The sequence below is a fragment of the Kitasatospora sp. NPDC023385 genome (genome assembly GCF_055664045.1).
This window is the reverse complement of record NZ_JBVOOL010000011.1, coordinates 1-21,612: the sequence shown is the minus strand read 5'-3', so window position 1 is coordinate 21,612 and position 21,612 is coordinate 1. Positions and strand designations below refer to the sequence as shown.

The following is a 21,612-nucleotide window of genomic DNA, read 5'->3' as shown; positions in this document are numbered from 1 at the left end:
TCAGTGGAACGACCCCACGGTACAACGGATCGACCGTCGACTGCCAACAAAACGACCGGGCGGTGCATTCGAGTGCCCTGCTGCGAGGATGATGACCAGGTGACCGAGACAGCCGCCGCCCTGCGGACAGTCGCGCACAACGTCAAGGCGGCCCGCCTGCGCGCGGGCCTGTCCCTGGACGAACTCGGCCGGCGCGCCCAGGTCAGCAAGGGCGCCCTGGTGGGACTGGAGAAGGCGCAGGGCAACCCCAACCTGGCCACCCTCGTCCGCCTCGCCGACACCCTCGGCGTCCCGGTGTCCGACCTGATGCAGGGACGCCCCGAGGGCCGCGTCCGTATCGTGGCCGCCGACGCGGTGGCGCCGCTGTGGACCGGAGAACAGGGCAGTGAGGCCCGGCTCATGCTGACCACCTCGGGCCCCGCTCCGGTCGAGGTCTGGCGCTGGCGGCTGGAACCGGGCGAGGAGTACCCCAGCCACCCCCACCAGGCCGGCGTCGTGGAGACCGTCAGCGTCACCACCGGCCGGCTGACCCTGGTCGTCGACGGCACCGAGCATGCCGTCGAAGCCGGCCAGACCGCCACCTTCGACGGCGACTCCCCCCACACCTACCGGGGCTCAGGCACCAAAACCTGCCACCTCATCATGACGGTCCACCTGCCACCCGGCCCCGCTACCGCAACCGCTGCCGCGACCGCGCCCTGATCCACGTCAGGCCGCGGCCAAGGTGAGCAGCACGCTCACGGAGAAGCCCGGTGCTCAACGCACGCTTCCAGTTCCTGATCCTCTACTTGGCCGGCCCGGAGGCCCGCGGCCGTCCGCGCCGCGCCGCTCCGCTCCGGGCGAGCGGCTATGCGGACAGTCGACGGAGCCATTCCGCCAGGAGTTGCTCTTCGGCTTCACTGAGGGCGTTCTGGCTGGGCAGCGCGGCACGCAGGGCGCGGGCGGCGCCGGCTGCGCCCTGTTCGCGCACGGCTGGTTCTTGGGTGGTGACGGTGGCCACCATGGATTCGCGGAGGGCGACGAGGAGTGCGGGGTCGCGCTGGGGTTCGGGCACTGACAGCCAGGTCAGGATGGCGCCGCTGGCGGCGGCGTGGACGATCTGGACCGCCAGGCGTTCTTCGACCCGCAGGAGCCCGGCGGCGGCGATGCGGCGGATTCGGTCCACGAGGTGTTCGAGGCCGATCCGGATGACGGCGGTGGACCGGGTGGGCTCGCCGTACATCAGCAGGTACAGCGCGGGGTTGGTCACCCCGAACTCGACCGCGGCGTCCCAGCCGTCGCGCAGTTCCCTGACCGGATCCTCCGGGGCGGACTCGAGCTGCTCCTTGGCCGCCAGGAAGCGGGTGAAACCGCGCTCCGCCACCGCGTCCAGCAGCCCTTCCTTGTCGCCGAACAGCCGGTAGAGGGCCGGCGGCTGCAGTCCGGCGGCGTCGGCGACCGCCCGGGTGGTGACCGCGTCCCGGCCGCCACGCTCCAGCAGGTCCATCGCGGCGTCGACGACCCGGCGGCGAGTCAGTTCACGCGTTGTGGCGCCGGGGTCGATGGCACGCCGCGCAGGGGTCGGTTCAGCAGGCATGGGCCAACGATAGCGCTCTTGCGCCCACGATGCTATCGACGTTATCCATGCTTCGTTTCCGTTGGTAATATCGACGGTAACGTTTCATTGGTTCCACCGGAAGCGCCAGTGCGAGGAGAATCGTCATGCCCGACCGTCTGCGCATCATCGGAGTGGAGGAGACCGTCGTCATGCCGGCTGTCCACGAGGCGTACGAGCGGCTGGGATCGCCGCAGATCCCCGCGCGGGGCTTCGGGGACAGCCCGGTCGCAAGGAATCTGCACGAGGTCGGTGAGCAGCGGCTGGCCCACATGGACGATCAGGGCATCGACGTCGCCGTGCTGTCCCTGTCGTCTCCGGGCGTGCAGGACCTGCCGAAGGCCGACGCCGTCGCGGTGGCCCACGAGGCCAACGACCAGCTCGCCGCGACCGTCGCCTCCCGGCCCGACCGCCTCCAGGCGTTCGCCGCGATCCCCACCCAGTCACCGGCCGCGGCCGCGGCGGAGCTGGAGCGCGCGGTGACCGAGCTGGGCCTCCCCGGCGCCATGCTCTACGGCCGCACCGGGGACAAGCCGGCCGACCACCGGGACAACGACGAGCTGTACGCGACGGCCGAGCGGCTGGGAGTGCCACTGCACTTCCACCCGCAGACGCCGGTCCAGCCCGTCATCGACGCCTACTACTCAGACCTTCCGGCCCCCATGGGCCCGGTGCTCGCCGGAGCCGGCCTCGGCTGGTACTACGACCTCGGTGTCCAGTACCTGCGCATGATCTTCTCGGGAGTCTTCGACCGGTTCCCCGACCTGCAGGTGATCGCCGGACACTGGGGCGAGGTCGTGATCTTCCACCTCGACCACACCGGCTTCTTCGGCGAGGCGGGCCGCCTGCGCCAGCCCCTCGCCGACTACTTCAGGCAGAACTTCTGGGTCGCGGGCAGCGGCACCAACAGCCCCCGCTACCTGCGCTGGACCGCCGAAGTGATGGGCACCGACCGGATGTTGTACTCCACCGACTACCCCTTCACCTACGGCTTCCGCCCCGGCGGCTTCCCCTACGTCGACACCAGCAACGGCCAAGCCCGCTCCTTCCTGGAGAACTCGCCCTTCACCGACGAGCAGAAGGCCGACATCGGCCACCGCAACTGGGAACGCCTCACCGCCCGCGCCAAGCGCCCGTCCGCCTGAAGCGCCACCCACGGGCCGGCCACCCCCGTGGGTTGGCCGGACCCGTGGGCCGGCCGGACCCGGCCGTCACCGCCGGGGTTGTCCCGGCGGTGACGTTCGCCCTGGCCACCGGCTCGTAGCGGATCAGCCCGCCGTCACCGCGCCCTCCGGCACTCCGAACCACTGCTCCAGCGCTTCCGCCAGCCCGGCCGTCGACGTCGACGCCTGCGCCTGCGCCTGCGCCTGCGCCCCAGCGTCGGCCGCCCAGGCCGTGAAGCCGTCCGGACGGACGAGGACCGCCGCCAGTTCCGGGCGGGACGGGCAGCCGGCCGTCAGGGTGTCGACGCGGCCGGCGTACCCCGCGGCGAGGGCCCGGAGCTCCGGGTCGTCGGTGAGGTCGAGCAGCAGGGCCCGGCCGTCGTGGAGGTGGTCCGCGAGGCGGCTGCCGTCGGCGAGTTCGAGGTCCGGGGTGCTGCGGCCGGTCAGCGGGTGCTCGCCCGGCAGCGCGTAGCGCGTCCCGGCGCTGTTGAGCCGCGCGGTGAGGTACGTGGTGCCCACGACCGTCCCCGCCAGGTCGCTGACGATCGCGCGCAGGGCCCGGGACTGCGGGTCCGGGCGCATGGCCGCGACCTGGGACCGGGTCCAGTCCAGGATCCACGCGCCGACCGGGTGCCGCTCGGAGGTGTACGTGTCCAGCAGCCCTTCCGGCGCCCGGCCGCCGACCACCGCGGCGAGCTTCCAGCCGAGGTTCATCGCGTCCCCGATTCCCAGGCTCAGCCCCTGGCTCCCGAACGCGGAGTGCACGTGCGCCGCGTCGCCCGCCAGCAGCACCCGGCCCCTGCGGTACTCGGTGACCTGGCGGGCGTGGTCGGTGAAGCGGGTCGCGGTCCGCACCTCGGTGATCGTGACGTCCACGCCGGAGACGCGGCGCAGCCGCGCCTGGAGGTCCTCGGCGGTGACCGGTGCGTCCCGGTCGGCGGGCGGGCCGTCGAACTCCACGGTGACGACGCGGCCCGGCATCGGCCCGTAGGCGTACACCCCGGTGTCCGTGGCGGTCCAGCCGACCGTCAGGTCCTCGGCGCCGGTCATCTCCACGACCGCCTGGTGGCAGGTGACCTCCGGGTCCGTACCGGGAAACTCGAACCCCGCGAGCTTGCGGACCGCGCTGCGGCCGCCGTCGCAGCCCACGAGCCAGCCGGCGCGTACCGTCCCGTGGCTGGTCCGCACGGTGACGGCCTCCTCGTCCGCGTCGAAGCCGGTCAACTCCACTCCCCGGCGCACCTCGACGCCGAGCTCGTCCGCCCGCTCGCCGAGCAGCCGCTCGATGTCCTGCTGCGCCACGAAAGCGATCTCGGCGGCGGGGCCGGCGTCGCCGAGGCCCGGCTCCGTACGGTCGACCAGGTCGGCGCGCAGCATGATCCCGGCGAAGTGCCCGACGTACCCGATCCCTTGACCCGTGGCCCCGCCTTCGTTCCGGCCCTCCTCGCCGCCTCCGTCCCCGCCGTTCCGCTCGCGCATGAACGCCCGGAAGCGGTCCATCGTCTGCCGTTGCACCTCGGCCAGCGCGGGCAGCATGCCCCGGCGGTAGAGCGCCTCGGCGCTGGGCGTGGTGATCGCCCCGCCCTTGATCGTCGGGTTCACCTCGGTGAGGCGCTCCAGGACGGCCACCCGCGCGCCTCCGAGCCGGAGCTCACAGGCCAGCATCAGTCCGACCGGGCCAGCGCCGGCTATCACTACGTCATAGTCCATGGCGCCCACTATGACTGACGGACCAAAGGGCTTTTTCACCGCCCTGACCAGCCACAACAGGTGCCGCAATGTCAAGGGGCAGGCCCCGCGAGAAGGGACGGGAGGCGGGGCGTCCGCGTTTCTCATCGGCTGCCTTACCCGCCTCCCGCCGGTGCTCCGGTCTGTCCTCGATCAGGTGGCCTGGTGGTCGGACGATCAGGTGGTCAGCGCCGCAGCCTCCGCGTTGGCGCGCTCTGTGACCAGAGCGAGGACGCGCCCGGCGCCGGCCAGGTCCTCAGTGGGTATCCCGCCCCAGATGCGGGCGGCGATGGGGGCGGTCTCCGCGGCGGCGGCGGCGATCAGCTCGTGCCCTGCAGCCGTGGGGCGAAGGTGCGCACCGTCCGCGACGAGCAACTGCTTGGCCAGCAGCTCGTCGAGATCGGCGCGGATGTCGGCCGGATCCGCCTTGAGGAAGCCGCGGACCTGGGTGACGAGATCGTCCGGCGTCGGCGGGGCGTCGGCGGTGACGGCGGCGCGCAGGGTGATCTGCTGCTGGAACGTGATGCCGTGCCGGGCCAGGACGTGCTCCAGGACGCTGCGGGCGGCGTAGTGGGCCAGGCCGAGGGCGCGGGCGTCGGCGACGGGTGCGGCGGTGGTCATGGTGTTCTCCCCTGAGTGCTCTCGTCGTTCGGTAGGGATGGGGCGAGAGGTGCGTCGAGCAGGGTCGTCAGTTCGTTGGTGAACGCGCGCGTCCGCGGGGCGTCGGGGCCGCCGAGCGGCTCCAGCAACTGCTGATGCAGTTCCTGGACCACCGCGATGGCTTGCCTTGTGACGGCCTGGCCCTGCTCGGTGAGGGCGAGCTGCACGGCGCGCGGGTCGCGGGGATCGCGGGTGCGCTCGATCAGACCGGCCGACTCCAGGGCGCGCGCCAGCTTCGAGACGTACAACGCCTCCAGACCGGCGTGGTCGGCGAGTCGGCGTTGACTGGGCCGCTCGCCGGCGCGCTGCATGCCGTGCAGCGACGCGACCAGTGAGTACTGCGCGTGGGTGAGGCCCAGCGGAGCCACCGCGCGATCGACCGCGACGCGCCACTTGTTGGCGAGCCGCCATACGAGGAAGCCGGGCGTGGGGCCCGGTGAACCCTTGCTCATGGCAAATAGATTACATGGCTACTATGTCCATGGCTACTATTTTCTGACGGATGCACGGGTTCAGCCGAAGCGAGTCCAAAAGCCGCCACGGGATGATCCCGAAGGGGCGTTGACCGGAGCGTTGCAGTCGACTCCGAACCCGGGGACAGGACATTCGTTCCGATCACCAGGCCGCCGGTGCGGAAAGTAGTTGCATGAGTACTCTTCGCGCATGACTACCGATCTGATCGAAGACCGCAGCGACGACTCCTACGTCCTCGAGATCAAGGACATCACCCTGACGCCGACCTACCCACAGCCGGGGAAGGAGGTGCGGTGGGAGATGACCGGCCGGCTCAAGGAGCAGGTCGATCTGACCCAGGTGGAGTGCCACCTCCAGGTGAAGCTGGGACTCATCTCGCTGATCCGGAAAACGGCCACGCTGCCCGAGGTGCTGAAAATGCTGGGGGCGGAGCTGGAGGGGGACACGCGGCCGCCCGCCGGGGAGTGGAAGCAGACCTGGACGTTCACGCTTCCCAAGGAGGTTCCGCCCGCAGAGTTCCGGATCTACCTCCAGTCGTACACCGGGGACAAGGAGGAGAAGGACTTCATGGACCTCAACGTGCACGTCGACTTCCGCAGCCGCCGGTAGCCGTACGCCCGCCGGCCCGGTACCGAGACTGCCCGCTCCACGCCACGTGGGGCGGGCAGTGTCGCGCCGGGCTCGAACTGCCGTCAGGGCCGCTGCCGGTCGGCTGATCCGCGCTGTGGCTGGCGCCGCGACCTCGATGTATGCCGCGATCGGGTGTGTTCGTGGCGCGGGTCAGATGGTGGGGCTGGGCCAGGGGGTGTCCGTGTCGACGGCGGCGGTGTAGTCGATGCCGGGGACGGAGAAGCCGTAGAGGCGGCGGACTTGGTCGCTGAACCAGTCGAGGTCGGCGAGTTCGGTGATGGTGCCGCTGGTGGCGGTGTTCCAGTGTTCGGCGACGGCGTTCTGTACGGCGGGGTCGAGTTCCCAGGTGTCGAGGCGGACCCGTCCCTCGTCGTCGAGGTCGAGGGGGCGGGCACCGGTCAACTGGTCCCAGAGATCCACCAGTTGACCGATCGGGGCCACCATGGCGTCGCCGAGGACGCCGCGCAGCAGCCCGACGTACAGGGCGATGCCGGGGATGGCGGTGGAGGACTGGGTGACGGCTGCGGCGTTGACCGAGGTGACGGCCCGGCCACCCAGCATCTTGCCGAGGCGCTCGTCCAACGTCCGTGCGGTGGCTTCGAGATGGGACTTCGCGGCGCCGATGGTGCCCTGCCGGTAGATCGCCGCGGTGAGTGGCGAGCCGATGTAGGAGAGTGCGGCGGTGGTGAAGCCATCGGCGAGCAGGGAGCGGTCGGCCAGGAACGTGATCCACCGTTCCCAGTCGGTACCGCCCATCACTGCCACCGTCTGCTCGATGTCGTCGCCCTCGGCCGGCGCGGTGGTGACCTCCTTCACCTCCGGGGCACCGTGCTCGTCGAAGACGAGGGTCTTGGTGGTGTACGGCGAGCCGACCGGCTTGAGGACCGAGGCGTACACGTCGCCGGTGTCCGGATCGGTGCGGCGAGGCGCGGCCACCGAGTAGATCAGGTAGTCGAGTCGTCCCCCGAACCGCTCGGTGAGCAGGTCGGCAACCTGCTCCTTCACCGTGTCGCTGAACGCATCGCCGTTGACGAAGACCATGTCCCGCCCGTGCTGCCGGGCGAGCCGGGCGGTGGCGGCGGTGCGATACCAGCCGGCCGTACCGGTGCGCCGAGCAGGCGCCTTCTCGAAGCACACACCGATGCCACGGATACCGACACGGGCCAGGCCCGCGATCGTGGCGGCCAGGCCGTACCCGGCGGACGAGCCGATGACCAGAGCCACCGGGCCTTCGCCCCCCGCGGGGACCTGGGCGGGAACTGCCCGCCACATCTCGTCCACCAGCTTCCGGCAGCCGCCGGGGTGGGAGTCGAGGAACAGGAAGCCCCGGTTCTTGGGCGCAATGACGCGTTCGCTCACGGTGTGGTGCCCCAGGTGTCGTCACGGACAAGGATGCGGCGGCCACCACGGCCACCGCACCGTGCAAGTCTGCGGCCCTGCGGACGAACACGGTGATCTTGACCGGCACAACGATGTCCAGTCGGGCTTGGAGGTGTTCTCACTAGCTCCAGCCGGGGCGGCCTGTTCCATCCCCTGGCCAGTGGCTCGTATACCCCCAGCGCGCCGAGCCCTACAACCGAACCCGGGGATCGGCTCGATGACTGCCGGTGAGCAGCGCCAGGCGCCCACGCGCGACACCCCGACGTGGGGGCCTACGGGGTTCCGGAGGCCATGATGGTCTGCGCAGGTCACAGTGCGGGCGATTTCATACGGGGGATGCGGGTGTGATCGAGGTGGAGCGCCACGGAGCGTTCAACGTCAACTGTGTCGGGTTGGAGGGTCTGCACTTCCCGTTGAGCTTCAGCGTCCATGAGGCTCAACCGGCGCCAACTCCCCAGCGCGGGTTGACCGGTGTGAGGACTCCGAGCCGGTCCTCGATCGCCTGGGCAGCTGCCAGACACAGGTCCTCGCGGAACGCGCGCCCGACGATCTGCACTCCGGACGGCAGCCCGTCGGCCGTCCCGGTCGGCACGGCCACCCCGGGCACGCCCACGAAGCTGGTCACGGTGCACAGGCGCATTCCCGACCCGACGCGGTCCCGCCCGGCCCGGTCGCGCGACTCCAGCCCCGGTTCGACGGGCGGTTCGGTGAACGAGGGTCCGAGCAGGAGCGGGTACTCGTCGAGGAATTCGGCCCAGGAGCGGCGGATGTTCATCCAGGTGCCCATGAGCTTCATGAATTCGTCCGCGTTCGCGGGCGGGGTCCGCTCCATGGACATCTCGATGAAGCGGTCCCCGCCCTCGCCGAGCAGCCCCCGCACCACCGGCCAGGTCGGGGCGAACTCGGTCACGGTGATCCGGCCGTAGGCGTCGAGCGCTTCGTCCAGCCGGGGCACGTCCGGCACTTCGCGCACGTCGTACCCGGCGTCCCGCAGCGCGTCGGCCGCGGTCGCGATGCCCGCGCGCACTGTTGGGTGGACGCCGTGCCCGCCGGGGTCCGCGACGACGGCGACCTTCACCGGCCCGGGCAGCGGCTCGCCGTACGCGGGCACCGGTACGGCCCGCGGGTCGCGCGGATCGGTGCCGGCCAACACCTCGTACGCCAGCCGCAGATCGCCGATGCTCCGGGCAAACGGGCCGTCGGTGACCAGCATCTGGGATGCGGGGCCGGGGTCGTCCGGACCAAGGATCCGATGGTCCGCGGGGAAGCGGCCGCTGGTCGGCTTCAGCCCGGCCACACCGCAGAACTGGGCCGGGACTCGCACCGATCCGCCGGAGTCGTTGCCGAGCCCGAGCGCGGCCATGCCGGTGGCGACTGCCACCGCGTCGCCCCCGCTCGTTCCGCCGGGAGTCCGGCCGCGGTCCCAGGGATTGACCGTGTCCCCGAACAACTCGCTGCGCGTGTGCATCCCGGCCAGGATCAGGGTGGGCATGTTGCTGTGCCCGATCGGGATCGCCCCGGCCGCACGCAGCCGGGCCACCGGGGGCGCGTCCGCCGGCGCCACCAGATCGCGGAAGCGCGGGGTGCCGAACGTGGTCGGCACCCCCTCGATGGCCGTGGACTCCTTCACCGTGAACGGCACCCCCGCGAGCGGACCCAGCTCCTCGCCCGCGGCCCGCCGCCGGTCCGTCCGCTCGGCGGCCTGACGGGCGCGCTCCGCCAGGAGCTGGGTGATCGCGTTCACCCGCGGGTTGACCTCGGCTATGCGGTCCAGATGACTCTCCACCAGCTCGACGGCGCAGACCTCGCCATCACGCACCGCCTTCGCCTGCGCGGCCGCCGGCAGCTTCCACAGGACATCCCCCATGACTCCCATCCTCCCGATCCACGTTCCGATGCGCTTGCATCGGAACTGTATCCTGGGAACCGATACGAGCGCATCGAATTAACGCAGCGACAGCACGGAGGCGACCGGGCATGCCCAGGCAGGTTGACCACGAGGACCGGCGCCGGCGCATCGCCGAGGCCGTCTGCCTCATCGCCGACGAACACGGACTGGAGGGCGTGACCCTGCGCGACGTCGCCGCCCGCGCGCAGGTGTCGATGGGCGCCGTGCAGCGCTGCTTCCGCAGCAAGGAAGAGATGCTCCTGTTCACTCTCGGGAACATCGGCGACCGGATCACCGCACGCGTCCGGGCCCGCCTCGTCCGGAGCCCGGCCCAGTCGGCCGCCACCGCCCTGGGCCACGCGGTCACCGAAGTCGCGCTGCTCCGGGAAGAACATCGCGCCGAGGCACGGGTCTGGCTCGCCTTCGTCGCACAGGCCGTGGTCAGTGAGCCGCTCGCCGACACGCTGAAAACCAACTACGCAGCCCTGCAGGAGACGTTCACCCAGCTCATCCGGGAGACCGGCGAGAGCGCCGCGAGCGCCGCGAGCGCCGCGAGCGCCGCGAGCGCCGCGCCCCTCGACCCGCAGCGCGAGGCCCGAGCCCTCCTCGCCCTCGCCGACGGCCTCACCGCCCACGTCCTCATCGGCCGCCTCACCTCGCAAGAGGCGCAGGACGTCCTGCACGCGCACCTGGACAGCCTCTGGGAACGGCACGTCCTACCTGGTCACACCGCCTCGAACGTCCCTGATCGCCGAGGCGCGATCTGACTCACCCTCCACCAGCCAGGCCCACCGTTCAACCGTGGGCAGGCCCTCCAGCCACGCCCTTGATCTCACCGTCGGTGAGCAGACGGCTCCCCGCCGGTTCGCTTCTCCACTGGGCCTGCCCCGAATCGCGTCGCGCTGCGCTGCGCGAGCGCCTCGTCGAAGGCCACCTGCATCCGAGTCGTCGCATCGTCAGGCATGCGGCTGGCCCTCTGTGTGGGCGGCAGAGGTCCGGACACGCGACAGGGCAATGCGACGGCGCACGAGATCGACATCGGTGATCCTCACTGTCAGGGCGTCGCCAACCGCGAGGACGTCTCCGGGCGATTCGGCCAGCTCCGTGGTGTGCACGAGCCCCTGGAAGCCGTCCTCTCGGTCTTCGATGCGGACGAAGACGCCGAACGGGATGATCTTGGTGACCGGCCCGGTGGCCACCTGCCCGATTCGCTGTGCGACCTGCGGCCACGGGTTCTCCTGCGCTGCTCGCAGCGACAGCGGCACCCGTTCCCAAACCATGTCGACGTCGAGGACTTCGGCTGTGATCTCCTGGCCGATGCTGACGACGTCGGACGGATTGCTGAAGGGACGCCACGACAGCTCCGGAATGTTGATCATCGCGGTGAAGCCGCCGATGTCCACGAAGGTGACGCCGAAGCTTGCGAGGGAGGTCACCGTGCCGGTGACGAGCTGGCCGCGCCGCAGCGTCTTCAGGAACGCCCAGTCCCGGTCGCTTGGCGTCGGCTCGGTCTGCCAGCGAGCTCGCAGAACACCATCGCTGTCGGGCAGTACGGCAGTGAACAGGGGCTGACGCTCGTCGGCATACATGGACACAACGCCAGCGGCACGCGCGTTGGCGAGTCGGGAGGTCACCTCCCCGAACTGGGTCTCGTCCACGACCGCGCCAGTGATCTGCCCGCCCTCGTCCTCCCAGACGACCTCCACCAGGCCCTCGTCGGGCAGCGCGGCCACGGCCGTGTCGACGTCGGTGAGCAGGTCCGGCCAGGCCGCCAACCGTGCGCGTGGGGTCAGCTGGGAGCGCACGGTCTCGACGGTGTCCGGGGTGAGGCGGTGCCACCGGGAGGCGTTCTCAGCGAAGGTCTCCTCGAGGAACGTGGCGCGGCGGGCGCTGACTGCCCAGTGCAGCCGGGCCCAGAAGTCGGCGTCGGCCGGACGCTGCACGTACGTGGGGTCGCCGGGCGTGAAGTCGTACGGCGATGCGTCCAGGCGTTCCGGGAACAGGCCGAGCGCTCGGGTGCGGGTCAGCGCCGCTTCGCAGGGCCGACTGCTGCCGAGGTAGAGGTACTGGTCCCAGCCGACGTGCACCGTGAACTCTCCCTCCGCCTCCAGACGGCACCAGGCGCCGTTGTCGCGGAGCATGGCCCGGACCAGTTCCAGGCCGACGCCGACCGGCACCAGTGCGCCGTCATGGAACCCGGCGGGGCCGGCGGGGAAGAGGGCGGCCAGGCCGTAGCCGTCGACTGGTGGTTCCAGGCCGAAGTGGGCGAAGCCTCCGAGCTGCGGCTCGCGGATGGCCAGTCGGTCGACGCCGGTGTCCTCGGCGAAGGTGGCGACGGCCTGCAGGTAGGCGGCTTCGACCGGCCCGTGGTCGCTGGTCGCGGGCTCAGTGCCGGCGTAGTGACCGTCCTCGTCGCGGTCGGCGGGGTCGTACTTGGTGACCTGGTAGACGTAGGGCAGCACGTCACTGCCCGCCGGAGGTCGACGGCGTGGCTGCATGCTGGTGGCGCTCAAGGACGCGGTAGACAGTGGCGCGGCTGACGGCGAAGCGCTCGGCGAGGTCGGCGAGGTCGGCGACGGTGTACTCGCCGGACTGGTGCCGCTGGACCAGGCGGGTCTGCTGGCGGGCGGTGAGCTTGGGCTGCTTTCCCTTGAGCCTGCCCCTGGCCCGCACCACCGCCATTCCGGCGCGCACGGCCGCGAGGGCCTGGGCCAGGCCGGGCCGGTCGCGGTTGACCCCGGTCAGTCCATGGTCCAGGTAGATCCGGTCCTCCGGAACGTCCAGACCGAGCAGGATCTCGCGCTGGGCGGTGAGGTCCTGCTTGTCCAGACTGCATCGCGCGTTAGCTCTGCAGTTTGAGTGTGTCTCGTGAGGGTGAAGTTCCTTCCCACGTACGAGTGATAGCTCTTGCTCTGCTCCGTGTCTCACTCCAGGTTCGTCCTGTGATCCTGCATTACTACAGTTCCGCCGGATGGGAAGAGTGGGGCCTGTACGATCGGCCCGTCATCCGGGAGGCCATGCCCGTCCTCATCGACGAGGACCTCCACCTTGAGGACGCGGCGGGTCTGCGGCCGACGGTGGTGATGAACCTGTGGCTGCGTGAGTTGCCGGTCAGTGGGGCGCCGTCGCCGAAGTCATGGCGAACGTACGCCCAGGCGCTCAAGGGCTGGGCGGAGTTCCTCGACACCCGCCGGATCCCGGTCTTCGCCGATCGGCAGCGGCTCCGGGCTGCGCTGTCGATGTACGCCGAGTACCGACTGTCCGGACCGCTGGAGGTGAGGCTGAGCCCGGCGAGCTGGAATCTGGCGGTCAAGACGCTTTCGTCCTTCTACCAGTGGGCGGCGACCGAGGGGTACGCGCCGACGGTCCCGTTCTCCTACGCGCGGCAGTCGATGACCCGCCCGGACGGTGCGCGCGTGGAGGTCACCAGGAACCTGGCGACGGTGCGTATGGGCAACGCGCATGCGACGCGGAAGTACCTGGAGAAGCCGTACGTGGAGCTGCTGATGCACGCCTTGGCGGGCAACAACCCGGCGGGCGAACGGGACGTCTCGTTCCGGGGACGGGAGACCGGCCGCAACGCGGCGGTGATCGGCCTGGCGCTGTCCAGCGGGTTGCGGTCGCAGGAGTTCACGCATCTGACGGTCTACGAGGTGCCGCCGCTGCCGCGCCGCCGCACAGCGGTGCCAGTGCCACTGGTGCTCGCCCCGCCGACAGCGAAGGGCAGGAGGGGTCGGTCGACGTGGATCGGTTACGAGGATCTGGCCCGGGTCCACGACTACATCAGCTGGGAGCGGTCCGCAGCTACCGAGGGCTCGCGCTGGCAGCCCCGTGATCCGCTGTTCGTCGAGGCCCCGACGCATGACGGCGCGCTCATCAACGGGACGCGCCGCCGTTGGCACGCCCTCACCCCGGCCGAGCGGCTGCGGTTGGTGGCACCCGACGGGGGCAGCGCGCTGCTGGCGGTGCAGTCCGGCGGGAAGCCGTTCGTCGACTGGGCGACGGTCCTGCGCCGGACCGCGCAGCGGATCCGCGACCGCTTTGAACCGTCCTTCCCGCATGTCCATCCCCATGTCACCAGGCACACCTTCGCGATGGCCACGCTGGAGCGGCTGGTGCGCGGCTACTACCAGCAGGCTGCCCAGCTCGCCGTGGACACGGGCGATGACGACGCTCTGGCCCTGTACCTGACGAAGGCCAATCCCTTGCTCGTGCTACGCGATTTGTTGGGGCATACCAGCGCCGCCACCCAGGCGTATCTGAACCCTCGGGAGTTGCATCAGACGGGCGAGAAACCGCAGGTCGCCAGGTCATGTCGAGGGCTTGAAGGACTTCAGGGCTCCTACGAACTAGCCTCCTAACCAGGCCTGTTGCAGGGGAGATCCCGTTTGATGCATGATCTTCCCTCCAGAAGGGATGGTCTGGATGGTGCATCAGCGCAAGGTGGCCCTCGCCGGGTCGGCTCACCTGGAACTCGTCTCGGGGGTGGTTCAGCTTCGTCCCGAGGACGCCATGTTCGACGCGATGCTGCGGGGCTGGCGTGCCCAGCAGAAGTCGCGGGGTCTGAAGGACGAGACGGTCGAGGACCGGGATCGGCTCGTACGCCGGTTCATGGAGTTTGCGAACGAGTACCCGTGGCAGTGGGTACCGGCCCACGTGGACGAGTGGTCGCTCTCCCTGACGGGCGAGAAGCACCTGGCGCCGTCGACGATCCGCAGCTACCAGGGCACGGTGCGACTGTTCAGCGAGTTCCTCATCGACGGCCGCTACGGCTGGGGGCCGGCCTGCGAGGAGGCCTTCGGCACCTTCCCGGTGGCGATCTGCCACGAATGGAACACCATCGCCCACCTCAACGACTACGAGGGCGACCCGGAGGCGAAGCCGTTCACCCGGGAACAGCTGCAGCTCCTCCTCGACTATGCCGACGACCAGGTCGACCGGGCGGTGCGAGCCAAGCGCAAGGGCGCCCTGGCCGCCTACCGGGACGCCACCCTCTTCAAGGTCATCTACGGCTGGGGTCTGCGGCGGACCGAGACCTCCAAACTCGACCTGGTCGACTTCGGACGCAACCCGCAGGCCCGCCAGTTCGGCCGGTACGGCACGCTCAACGTCCGCTACGGCAAGGCGAAGAAGGGCCAGCCGCCACGCCGGAGGAACGTGCTGTCGGTGATGGACTGGGCCGTCGATGCGGTGGCGGACTACGTTGAGAACGTCCGCCCGCGCTTCGGGTTCCCCGACCACCCGGCTCTGTGGATCACCGAGCGCGGAGGGCGGCTTCAGCCCGGCTCGATCAACGACCGGTTCGAGGCATACCGCGACGCGCTCGGGCTGCCGAAGGAGCTGGTCCCGCACTCGCTGCGGCATTCGTACGTCACGCACCTGACCGAGGACGGGGTGGACCGGCGCTTCATCCAGCTTCTCTTGAGTCCTCAGCAGTGTGTGCATGACGTGCAGCACGAGCCTGGGGTAGGCGGAGATCTGTGTGGTGGAGGTGGTTATCTACCGCCGTCCACCACGCAGTTCCCCGGGAGGTTTGATGCTGGTGCAACGGGTGCTGATGCCCGACTCGCCGCTTGAGTCATGGACGGTCCTTGGCGATGAGGGCGGCATAGTCGAGCCGATCGAGCGGTACCTGGCCTACCTGACGGCGATCGAGCGGTCGCCGAACACGATCAAGGCATACGCCCACGATCTGAAGGACTGGTTCGTCTTCCTCGACCGACGCGGCCTGGACTGGCGCGAGGTCCGGCTGGAGGACCTGGGCGAGTTCGTCGCCTGGCTCCGGCTGCCTCCCGCGGGCCGCGACGGCGGTGTCACATTGCTGCCCTCGGCGGAGCATCACTGCGGGGTGACCACGGTCAACCGGAAGCTGTCCGCGGTCAGCGGCCTGTACGTCTTCCACGCACGCCACGGTGTGGATCTTGGCGACCTCGTCACCGAGCTGCAGCCGGTCCGCGCCCGGCGCACGGGCTGGAAGCCGTTCCTGTATCACCTGGCCGACGGCCAGCCTGAGCGTCGCCGCACGATCAAGCTGAAGACGCCCCGCACGCATCCGACGCTCCTGACCGCCTCCCAGGCCCAGGCGATCCTGGACGCATGCACCCGGTTGCGGGACCGGTTCCTGTTCGCGCTGCTCTGGGAGACGGGGATCCGGATCGGCGAGGCCCTGGGCCTGCGGCACGAGGATCTGGCCGTGGCGGAAGGCGAGTTGACCGTGACGCCGCGCGTCAACGACAACCGGGCACGGGCCAAGTCAGCCTCGCCCCGCACCGTTCCCGTCGGTCCCGAGATCGTGCGGCTCTACGCCGACTACCTGCACGGTGAGTACGGCGACCTGGACAGCGACTACATGTTCGTCAACCTGTGGGGCGGCTCCTACGGTCATCCGCTGACCTACGCCTCCGTCTACGACCTCGTGCTGCGGCTGCGGCGCGAGGTCGGGTTCGACTTCGATCCCCACTGGTTCCGGCACACCCGGGCCACCCTGCTTCTGCGGCAGGGGGTGCCGATCGAAGTGGTCAGCACGTTGCTCGGACATTCCTCGATCGCCACCACACACGACGTTTACGGTCATTTGTCCGTGGAGGACGCCCGCCGGGCCCTGGAGGCCGCGGGATTCCTGACCGGCCGGGAGGTGCGCTGGTGAGCGACGCGATGCCTGCCGCTCCGGCCCCCGGCGCCGGCCTGCTCGGCAAGCTGATGGCCGCCGTCCGGCCGGAGTTCCGCGTGGACGTGTTCATCCCCGCGCCCGGTGAACTGATCTTCAGGCTGGGCTCGTGCCGGGTTCCTGGATGCCCGCGCCGGCCCCGTACCCGCCAGCTTTGCCGGGGCCACTACTACCGCTGGCAGCGGCGAGGGAAACCGGACGTCGAAGCCTTCATCGCCGATCCCGGGCCCGATCCGATCGGGCGGTCGGAGCTGGCGGCGTGCGCCGTCGCCGGATGCCGCTTCGGGGCGGCCCGGCAGGGCCTGTGCGTGCGCCACCACGGCTTTTGGGAGCGAGCGGGCCAGCCCGACAAGAGAACGTGGGTGGCTGGCCTGCCGACTGTCGAGGACAGCGGCTGTCGGGTCTGCCGGCTGTCGTTCTGCACCCTGTGGGCCCAGGGGAAGTCGGCGTTCTGCCACAACCACAACTCCCGGTGGCAGGCCGTTGGCAGGCCCGAGATCGAGGAGTTCGTGCGCCGCTGCGAGGCCGCCGGGGACGACCGGTTCGACTTCCGGCCGCTTGGTGGGAAACGGCAGCTGCGGCTGGAGCTGCAATACGCCCTCCAGTGCCGTCACGACGAGCGGCAGGTCAACACCCACAGCTCGGCCGTCGCCCCGGTGATCCGGCTGGTCGCCGCCAGCGGCGCCGCGTCGTTGCTGGAGTGGCCGATGGAGCGGTGGAGCGAGTACTACGCCGCCGGACGCGGCTCCAGTCACAGCCAGAACGGGCAGCTGGCGTTCCTGCGCTACGCGTACACGCACCTGGAGGACCTCGCCCATGGCAGCGGTTGGGAGAGCGAATTCCCGCGTGATGTGTGGGAACTGCGCCGGCTCGGCATCGAGGGCACCAGGGCCCGGCTGCGCTTCGACCGCATCCTCCAGCCGTGGCTACGCGAGCTGGCCAAACGGTTCGTGCGGTGGCGGCTGAGCGTCGGCCGCAGCGTCAACCAGGCCGTCATCGACATCCTGGCCCTCAACCGGTTCTCCGGCTTCCTGGCCGACCCCCGCGTTGCCGCCGACGAGCCGGCCTGCGTGGACCGGGCCGTGCTGGAACGCTACCTCGCCGACCTGGCCCTCGACCCGCGCTCAACACATTCCCGAAGCCGAGACATCAGCTCGCTGAACGCCTTCTTCCATACCGTGCGCCGCCACGGCTGGGACCAGGGCCTCCCGGCGAACGCGACCTTCTACCCGGATGACTTCCCCCGTCCTGACAAGCGGCTGCCCCGGGCTCTGGCCGAGCACGTGATGGCCCAGGTCGAACAGGCCGCCAACCTCGACCGCTGGCACACCCCCGACGGCCGGGTCCTGACCTTGATCCTCATGCGCTGCGGGCTGCGGGCTGCGGGTCGGCGACGCCTGCCACCTGGCCTTCGACTGCATCATCCGGGACACCGACGGCGCCGCCTACCTGCGCTACCTCAACCGGAAGATGAAACGCGAAGCCCTGGTTCCCATCGATGAGGAGGTCGAGGGCGAGATCGCCGCCCAGCAGCAGCGCGTCCTTGAGCGTTGGCCCGGCGGCAGCCAGTGGCTTTTTCCGGCGCCTCGGATGAACCCCGACGGCACTCGGCCACTGACCACGCACTCCTACCGCGGCCAGCTCGACCGCTGGCTGGAGCGATGCGACGTCCAGTACGAACACGGCCGACCGGTTCATCTGACGCTCCATCAATGGCGCCACACTTTTGGAACCAGGCTGATCAACCGGGACGTCCCGCAGGAAGTCGTACGCGTCCTTCTCGATCACTCTTCCGGTGAGATGACCGCCCACTATGCCCGGCTGCACGACTCCACGGTCCGCCGGCACTGGGAGAAGACCTGCAAGGTCAACATCAAGGGCGAGAGCGTCATCGTCGATCCCGGCGGCCCTGTGGCCGAGGCCACCTGGGCCAAGCAGCGGCTCGGGCGCGTGACCCAGGCCCTGCCCAACGGCTACTGCGGCCTGCCGGTGCAACGGACCTGTCCGCATGCCAACGCGTGCCTGACGTGCCCGATGTTCGTCACGACCCCCGAGTTCCTGCCGCAGCACCGCGAGCCGAAGCAGCAACTGCTGCAGATCGTCTCCGCCGCCGAGGCCCGCGGCCAAGCCCGCGTGGTCGAGATGAACCGCCAGGTCCTCGGCAACCTGGAGAAGGTCATCACCAGCTTGGAAGACGACCTCGGACGGCCGGAGACGACTGCCGATGCGAGCTGACAACAGCCAGCACATCGTCGACGCCGCCCGTCGCCGCAGCGAGTACACCCGCGCCAAGGCCGTCCAGGCCCTCCGCACCCTCGACCTGGCAGGCGAGCCGGTGACCTTCGAGACCGTCGCGAAGCGAGCCGGAGTGTCCCGGTCCTGGCTCTATGCCCAGCCGGACCTGCGAGAGGAGATCGAGCGCCTTCGGGCAGCACACCGCCGCGACCCCGGATCGCCGGTTCCTGCACGGCAGCGCACCTCCGGCGCTTCCTTGCTACGACGCCTTGAAGCCGCCAACACCCGCATCCGACGCCTCACCGAGGAGAACCAGCAACTCCGTGACCAACTCGCCCACGCACTCGGCGAACAACGCGCCGGGACAACTCGCATCAGCCCACCCGAGCAGCGTGCCTCGCAGCAATAGCTGTCACGTCGCAAGTCCGAACCGTCACCGCGCGCCCGTTCGAGCGGAGCGGAGCCCAGCGCCCGTTGTCTTGTCGCTTACTGCTGGTGGGCAACTGGTTGCGCGAGAGCGAGTCCAGTCCACTGTTCCAGCGCCTCCGCGTGGCTGCCTACCGCCGTCGCCCGGGCAACCATCGCAACTTCCTCCGGCGTCGGCTCACCATTGCGGGAGAGCAGAGCCAGCGGCCAGGCCGGGGTTCCCGAATGCTCACCGTCGAAGGGATGCCAGTCCCAAGCCGCGTCGAACCGCCAGACGCGCCCGTTCCGGTCGGCTACCTCATCGCCTGGTTCAAGGAATGCGTACGGGCGGAAAAGCAGCTCGATGCGGATCGGTTCGCCGCCGGCCGGATCGAGCGCGTAGGCCTGGTCCTCAAGCTCGGGGTCATAGGTGTCACCCTGTCGCAAGAGGTCGAGGTAGGACGCCGGCCGCGGCAGCATGCCGGTGACCTGTGGCGGATCGAAGTGATAGACCGCCTGGACGTGCACCACGGTCGCGGGGACCCCTACGAGGCATGTGTCACCCTTCCTCAGCGCGGTCTTCGCCGGTTCCGTTCGGAAGATCTCCCACTCGCCGGCCTCGGGCGTTGGAATCGCCCGCTGGCCGTTCCACCTGATGTTCTTGGCCTGCGGGTCCACCTCCAACCACGGCCACCACACGGAAACGTAGGAGCGGGAGACCTCGGTGACCGTGGTCTCGGTGAACGGGCACTCCAGCTTCAGCACGTCACCGGCCCGGTAGTTGTCAATCATGGACGCATTCTGCACGCCCAGGCTGACACGCGACCGAGCGGTGTCCCGGGGGCCTCCGGCCCGCGCCGCTGCCAACCTGATGACGGCTCCGCCTCCCGAGTCGATTGTGACAACAAGCTCGCGCATCTGATGAGAGACACCGCTGAGACTCCGAAGCACTCCCCCAAGTCGAGCGCGTTCGGCGGTGACAACTATCAATGCGAGGCAGACGCGGCCGCAAGCGATCCCAGGTCAATAACGATCGGCCCGTGTTGAAAGGACTCCCGATGCCCTCATCCGCTGCGTCACGAACAACCACCACGACGCAAACAGCCAGGTCAACAGCCCACCAGTCAAGCGAACTCAAGATAATCCAGCAGCAGGTCGGCCACGAGTGCGACAGCTCCCTGGCCATCTATACGCACGTCAGCGATGACTTCATGAACACTTCCCTGCACAAGGCACTGGCGCCGGCGTTCGCCGGGGCATGACAGGAGGGATCCGGCGATGGCCGCCAAGCTCGACTACCAGTGGCACCTGCGCAAGGTCATGGCGGACCGCGGGATGTTCTCCACCACCGACCTCCTCCCGCCGCTCGCCGAACGGGGCATCACCCTGTCGTCGAGCCAGGTCTACCGGCTCGTCGTCGAGCGACCGGAGCGACTGAGCCTGAAGATCCTCATGGCTCTGCTCGACATCCTGGACTGCGCGATGGACGACCTCATCGAGCCCATCACCGTGGCCGGAGCCGTGCAGAAGCCGAAGAAGGCCGCCGCCGGCGGCGGCGGGGAACCCGCGGAAGGGCTCGGCGGACTGCGGCCGAAGCGGGCCAGGATCAGGGGTGTTGACCGGCCGTGACCACCGCTGACCATCACGGCCGCGCCGTCACCGACCCGATCGGCCTGATGACCGATCTGATCTCCGACGTCGAGAAGAAGCTCGACCCCGCCTCCATCCAGATGGTGGTCACTGTGATCGCGGGCGGCCGGTCGAAGTCCCGCCGCCTCGCACAGGCCCTGGCGACGCGGCCCGCCGTCCTCACGGACGGCCGGTCCCCGGCACCACGGGCCATCGGCGACCTGCTCATCGAACTCCGCAATGCCGGCGCGTCGGCGATCTCGCCACCGGTCTGCGCCGAGTGCGGCAAGAACCTGCGGACCCTCCAGCGCCAGGGCCAGGACTGGTACTGCTCGGTCTGCGGCCAGGAGACCGCGGCATGCGCCGCCTGCGGCAACACCCGGCGCCTGGCCTTCCGGGACCGCAAGGGCTTGCCCCGCTGTTCGATGTGTCCCGACCCCGACGACCGCGATCCCGTCGACGTCGTCCACAAAGTGATCGCCGCGATCGCCCCGGACGCCGACCGTGACGTGATCGCTGAGGCCCTCCACCGGTCAGTGCCCACCCGCCCCGCCTACCGTCGGAGGCTGGTCTGGGCCCTGGAGGACAACCCCCGCCTGCTGACCGGCGAGGGCTATCTCGCGCCGCACCGGGCCATCCTGCAGTTCATCGACCTCCTGCACGAGGCAGGCGTCGCCGGGATCGTCCGGCCAGCCTGTCCCCGCTGCCACCGGATTGTCCGCATCGACAAGCCGCTGGACGGTCAGCGGGTCTGCCGCAACTGCATCGCCAAGTCACGCGTCGAGGAGTGCGCACGCTGCGGTGCCCGACGCGAACCGGCGACCCGCGACGAGCACGGGCGTCCGCTGTGTCCGAACTGCCTGGTCACCGACCCCGCGAACACCGAGGTCTGCATCAGCTGCCGCGAGCGACGGCGAGTGCAGACCCGCACCGCCGACGGTCCCCTCTGCCCCAACTGCTGCCCGCTGCCCGTCCTGGCCTGCTCGCTCTGCGGCCGCACCGCACCCTGCACGATCTCCAAGCTGACCGGCCTGCCCCGGTGCGGAGGCTGCGACCGGCGCCAAGTGTCCGCGTACTCGTCGAAGTGCTCAGTCAGGTACAGCTGAACGTGCTCAGCTTGACGTCTGACCGGTCGCTCGGGTGTCGGATGGATCACCTA

At 69.9% G+C, this 21,612-nt stretch carries 21 protein-coding genes; 12 read left to right on the top strand and 9 right to left on the bottom strand.

What is annotated here, in order from left to right:
• The first annotated feature begins 99 nt into the window (after positions 1-99).
• On the top strand, positions 100-702 hold the full coding sequence (locus AC0B61_RS18640) for a helix-turn-helix domain-containing protein (protein ID WP_471741780.1): 603 nt from the start codon (positions 100-102) through the stop codon (positions 700-702).
• A gap of 145 nt (positions 703-847) precedes the next feature.
• On the opposite strand, the gene AC0B61_RS18635 is transcribed toward AC0B61_RS18640, so the two are convergent.
• Positions 848-1,576: a TetR/AcrR family transcriptional regulator gene (locus AC0B61_RS18635; RefSeq protein ID WP_471741779.1), complete on the bottom strand. Its 729-nt coding sequence runs from the start codon at positions 1,574-1,576 to the stop codon at positions 848-850.
• 125 nt (positions 1,577-1,701) lie between these two features.
• Here AC0B61_RS18635 and AC0B61_RS18630 point away from each other — a divergent pair, with 125 nt between their 5' ends.
• Positions 1,702-2,739 carry an amidohydrolase family protein gene (locus AC0B61_RS18630; RefSeq protein ID WP_471741778.1) on the top strand — a complete coding sequence of 346 codons (1,038 nt, stop codon included), beginning with the start codon at positions 1,702-1,704 and terminating at the stop codon, positions 2,737-2,739.
• Between the two features lie 123 nt (positions 2,740-2,862).
• On the opposite strand, the gene AC0B61_RS18625 is transcribed toward AC0B61_RS18630, so the two are convergent.
• The 3 genes from AC0B61_RS18625 to AC0B61_RS18615 all read right to left on the bottom strand — a co-directional run bounded on the left by AC0B61_RS18625 (position 2,863) and on the right by AC0B61_RS18615 (position 5,597).
• Entirely contained in the window at positions 2,863-4,467 is a 1,605-nt protein-coding gene (locus AC0B61_RS18625; protein ID WP_471741777.1) for an FAD-dependent monooxygenase, read from the bottom strand.
• A 195-nt stretch (positions 4,468-4,662) separates the two neighbouring features.
• Positions 4,663-5,106, bottom strand: coding sequence for a MarR family transcriptional regulator (locus tag AC0B61_RS18620; protein ID WP_471741776.1), 444 nt, complete (start codon positions 5,104-5,106; stop codon positions 4,663-4,665).
• Positions 5,103-5,597, bottom strand: a complete 495-nt coding sequence (locus AC0B61_RS18615) for a MarR family winged helix-turn-helix transcriptional regulator (RefSeq protein ID WP_471741775.1) — start codon at positions 5,595-5,597, stop codon at positions 5,103-5,105. Before AC0B61_RS18615 ends, AC0B61_RS18620 begins: the two co-directional genes overlap by 4 nt.
• 211 nt (positions 5,598-5,808) lie before the next feature.
• Between AC0B61_RS18615 and AC0B61_RS18610 the strand changes: the two genes are divergently transcribed.
• Positions 5,809-6,228 carry an ML domain-containing protein gene (locus AC0B61_RS18610; protein WP_471741774.1) on the top strand — a complete coding sequence of 140 codons (420 nt, stop codon included), beginning with the start codon at positions 5,809-5,811 and terminating at the stop codon, positions 6,226-6,228.
• A 171-nt stretch (positions 6,229-6,399) separates the two neighbouring features.
• Here the strand turns inward: AC0B61_RS18610 and fabV are convergent, their stop codons facing one another.
• Positions 6,400-7,608 carry an enoyl-[acyl-carrier-protein] reductase FabV gene (fabV, locus tag AC0B61_RS18605; protein ID WP_471741773.1) on the bottom strand — a complete coding sequence of 403 codons (1,209 nt, stop codon included), beginning with the start codon at positions 7,606-7,608 and terminating at the stop codon, positions 6,400-6,402.
• Positions 7,609-8,065: 457 nt separating this feature from the next.
• A complete protein-coding gene (locus AC0B61_RS18600) occupies positions 8,066-9,496 on the bottom strand; it encodes an amidase (protein WP_471741772.1) in 1,431 nt (476 codons plus the stop codon).
• 110 nt (positions 9,497-9,606) lie between these two features.
• Between AC0B61_RS18600 and AC0B61_RS18595 the strand changes: the two genes are divergently transcribed.
• Complete coding sequence (locus AC0B61_RS18595) at positions 9,607-10,284, top strand: TetR/AcrR family transcriptional regulator (RefSeq protein ID WP_471741771.1); 678 nt, start codon at positions 9,607-9,609, stop codon at positions 10,282-10,284.
• 189 nt (positions 10,285-10,473) lie between these two features.
• Here the strand turns inward: AC0B61_RS18595 and AC0B61_RS18590 are convergent, their stop codons facing one another.
• Both AC0B61_RS18590 and AC0B61_RS18585 read right to left on the bottom strand, forming a co-directional pair.
• Positions 10,474-12,015 carry a S1 RNA-binding domain-containing protein gene (locus tag AC0B61_RS18590; RefSeq protein WP_471741977.1) on the bottom strand — a complete coding sequence of 514 codons (1,542 nt, stop codon included), beginning with the start codon at positions 12,013-12,015 and terminating at the stop codon, positions 10,474-10,476.
• On the bottom strand, positions 11,981-12,445 hold the full coding sequence (locus AC0B61_RS18585) for a helix-turn-helix domain-containing protein (protein WP_471741770.1): 465 nt from the start codon (positions 12,443-12,445) through the stop codon (positions 11,981-11,983). Before AC0B61_RS18585 ends, AC0B61_RS18590 begins: the two co-directional genes overlap by 35 nt.
• A 14-nt stretch (positions 12,446-12,459) precedes the next feature.
• Here AC0B61_RS18585 and AC0B61_RS18580 point away from each other — a divergent pair, with 14 nt between their 5' ends.
• The 6 genes from AC0B61_RS18580 (at position 12,460) to AC0B61_RS18555 (ending at position 18,828) form a co-directional block, all read left to right on the top strand.
• A complete protein-coding gene (locus AC0B61_RS18580; RefSeq protein ID WP_471741769.1) occupies positions 12,460-13,878 on the top strand; it encodes a site-specific integrase in 1,419 nt (472 codons plus the stop codon).
• A gap of 64 nt (positions 13,879-13,942) precedes the next feature.
• Positions 13,943-15,094, top strand: coding sequence for a tyrosine-type recombinase/integrase (locus tag AC0B61_RS18575; protein WP_471741768.1), 1,152 nt, complete (start codon positions 13,943-13,945; stop codon positions 15,092-15,094).
• Positions 15,054-16,163, top strand: coding sequence for a tyrosine-type recombinase/integrase (locus tag AC0B61_RS18570; protein WP_471741767.1), 1,110 nt, complete (start codon positions 15,054-15,056; stop codon positions 16,161-16,163). The genes AC0B61_RS18575 and AC0B61_RS18570 overlap by 41 nt, the downstream gene beginning before the upstream one ends.
• An 80-nt stretch (positions 16,164-16,243) precedes the next feature.
• Entirely contained in the window at positions 16,244-17,686 is a 1,443-nt protein-coding gene (locus tag AC0B61_RS18565) for a hypothetical protein (RefSeq protein ID WP_471741766.1), read from the top strand.
• The gene (locus AC0B61_RS18560; protein ID WP_471741976.1) at positions 17,589-18,419 is read left to right on the top strand and encodes a tyrosine-type recombinase/integrase; all 831 of its coding nucleotides are present in this window, start codon (positions 17,589-17,591) and stop codon (positions 18,417-18,419) included. The genes AC0B61_RS18565 and AC0B61_RS18560 overlap by 98 nt, the downstream gene beginning before the upstream one ends.
• Positions 18,409-18,828, top strand: coding sequence for a DUF6262 family protein (locus AC0B61_RS18555; RefSeq protein ID WP_471741765.1), 420 nt, complete (start codon positions 18,409-18,411; stop codon positions 18,826-18,828). Before AC0B61_RS18560 ends, AC0B61_RS18555 begins: the two co-directional genes overlap by 11 nt.
• A gap of 77 nt (positions 18,829-18,905) precedes the next feature.
• On the opposite strand, the gene AC0B61_RS18550 is transcribed toward AC0B61_RS18555, so the two are convergent.
• A complete protein-coding gene (locus AC0B61_RS18550) occupies positions 18,906-19,616 on the bottom strand; it encodes a hypothetical protein (protein WP_471741764.1) in 711 nt (236 codons plus the stop codon).
• A gap of 486 nt (positions 19,617-20,102) precedes the next feature.
• On the opposite strand from AC0B61_RS18550, the gene AC0B61_RS18545 reads away from it, so the two are divergent.
• Positions 20,103-20,453 carry a helix-turn-helix domain-containing protein gene (locus AC0B61_RS18545; RefSeq protein ID WP_471741763.1) on the top strand — a complete coding sequence of 117 codons (351 nt, stop codon included), beginning with the start codon at positions 20,103-20,105 and terminating at the stop codon, positions 20,451-20,453.
• On the top strand, positions 20,450-21,559 hold the full coding sequence (locus AC0B61_RS18540) for a hypothetical protein (protein ID WP_471741762.1): 1,110 nt from the start codon (positions 20,450-20,452) through the stop codon (positions 21,557-21,559). The genes AC0B61_RS18545 and AC0B61_RS18540 overlap by 4 nt, the downstream gene beginning before the upstream one ends.
• The last annotated feature ends 53 nt before the right edge of the window (positions 21,560-21,612 follow it).

Bases quoted from the DNA above. Each gene is read 5' to 3' on its own strand.
- AC0B61_RS18625 (WP_471741777.1), bottom strand. From the start codon at position 4,467: ATGGACTATGACGTAGTGATAGCCGGCGCTGGCCCGGTCGGACTGATG.
- AC0B61_RS18595 (WP_471741771.1), top strand. From the start codon at position 9,607: ATGCCCAGGCAGGTTGACCACGAGGACCGGCGCCGGCGCATCGCCGAG.
- AC0B61_RS18620 (WP_471741776.1), bottom strand. From the start codon at position 5,106: ATGACCACCGCCGCACCCGTCGCCGACGCCCGCGCCCTCGGCCTGGCC.
- AC0B61_RS18610 (WP_471741774.1), top strand. From the start codon at position 5,809: ATGACTACCGATCTGATCGAAGACCGCAGCGACGACTCCTACGTCCTC.
- AC0B61_RS18590 (WP_471741977.1), bottom strand. From the start codon at position 12,015: ATGCAGCCACGCCGTCGACCTCCGGCGGGCAGTGACGTGCTGCCCTAC.
- AC0B61_RS18575 (WP_471741768.1), top strand. From the start codon at position 13,943: ATGGTGCATCAGCGCAAGGTGGCCCTCGCCGGGTCGGCTCACCTGGAA.
- AC0B61_RS18615 (WP_471741775.1), bottom strand. From the start codon at position 5,597: ATGAGCAAGGGTTCACCGGGCCCCACGCCCGGCTTCCTCGTATGGCGG.
- AC0B61_RS18550 (WP_471741764.1), bottom strand. From the start codon at position 19,616: ATGATTGACAACTACCGGGCCGGTGACGTGCTGAAGCTGGAGTGCCCG.
- AC0B61_RS18600 (WP_471741772.1), bottom strand. From the start codon at position 9,496: ATGGGGGATGTCCTGTGGAAGCTGCCGGCGGCCGCGCAGGCGAAGGCG.
- AC0B61_RS18545 (WP_471741763.1), top strand. From the start codon at position 20,103: ATGGCCGCCAAGCTCGACTACCAGTGGCACCTGCGCAAGGTCATGGCG.
- AC0B61_RS18570 (WP_471741767.1), top strand. From the start codon at position 15,054: ATGCTGGTGCAACGGGTGCTGATGCCCGACTCGCCGCTTGAGTCATGG.
- AC0B61_RS18555 (WP_471741765.1), top strand. From the start codon at position 18,409: ATGCGAGCTGACAACAGCCAGCACATCGTCGACGCCGCCCGTCGCCGC.
- AC0B61_RS18635 (WP_471741779.1), bottom strand. From the start codon at position 1,576: ATGCCTGCTGAACCGACCCCTGCGCGGCGTGCCATCGACCCCGGCGCC.
- AC0B61_RS18630 (WP_471741778.1), top strand. From the start codon at position 1,702: ATGCCCGACCGTCTGCGCATCATCGGAGTGGAGGAGACCGTCGTCATG.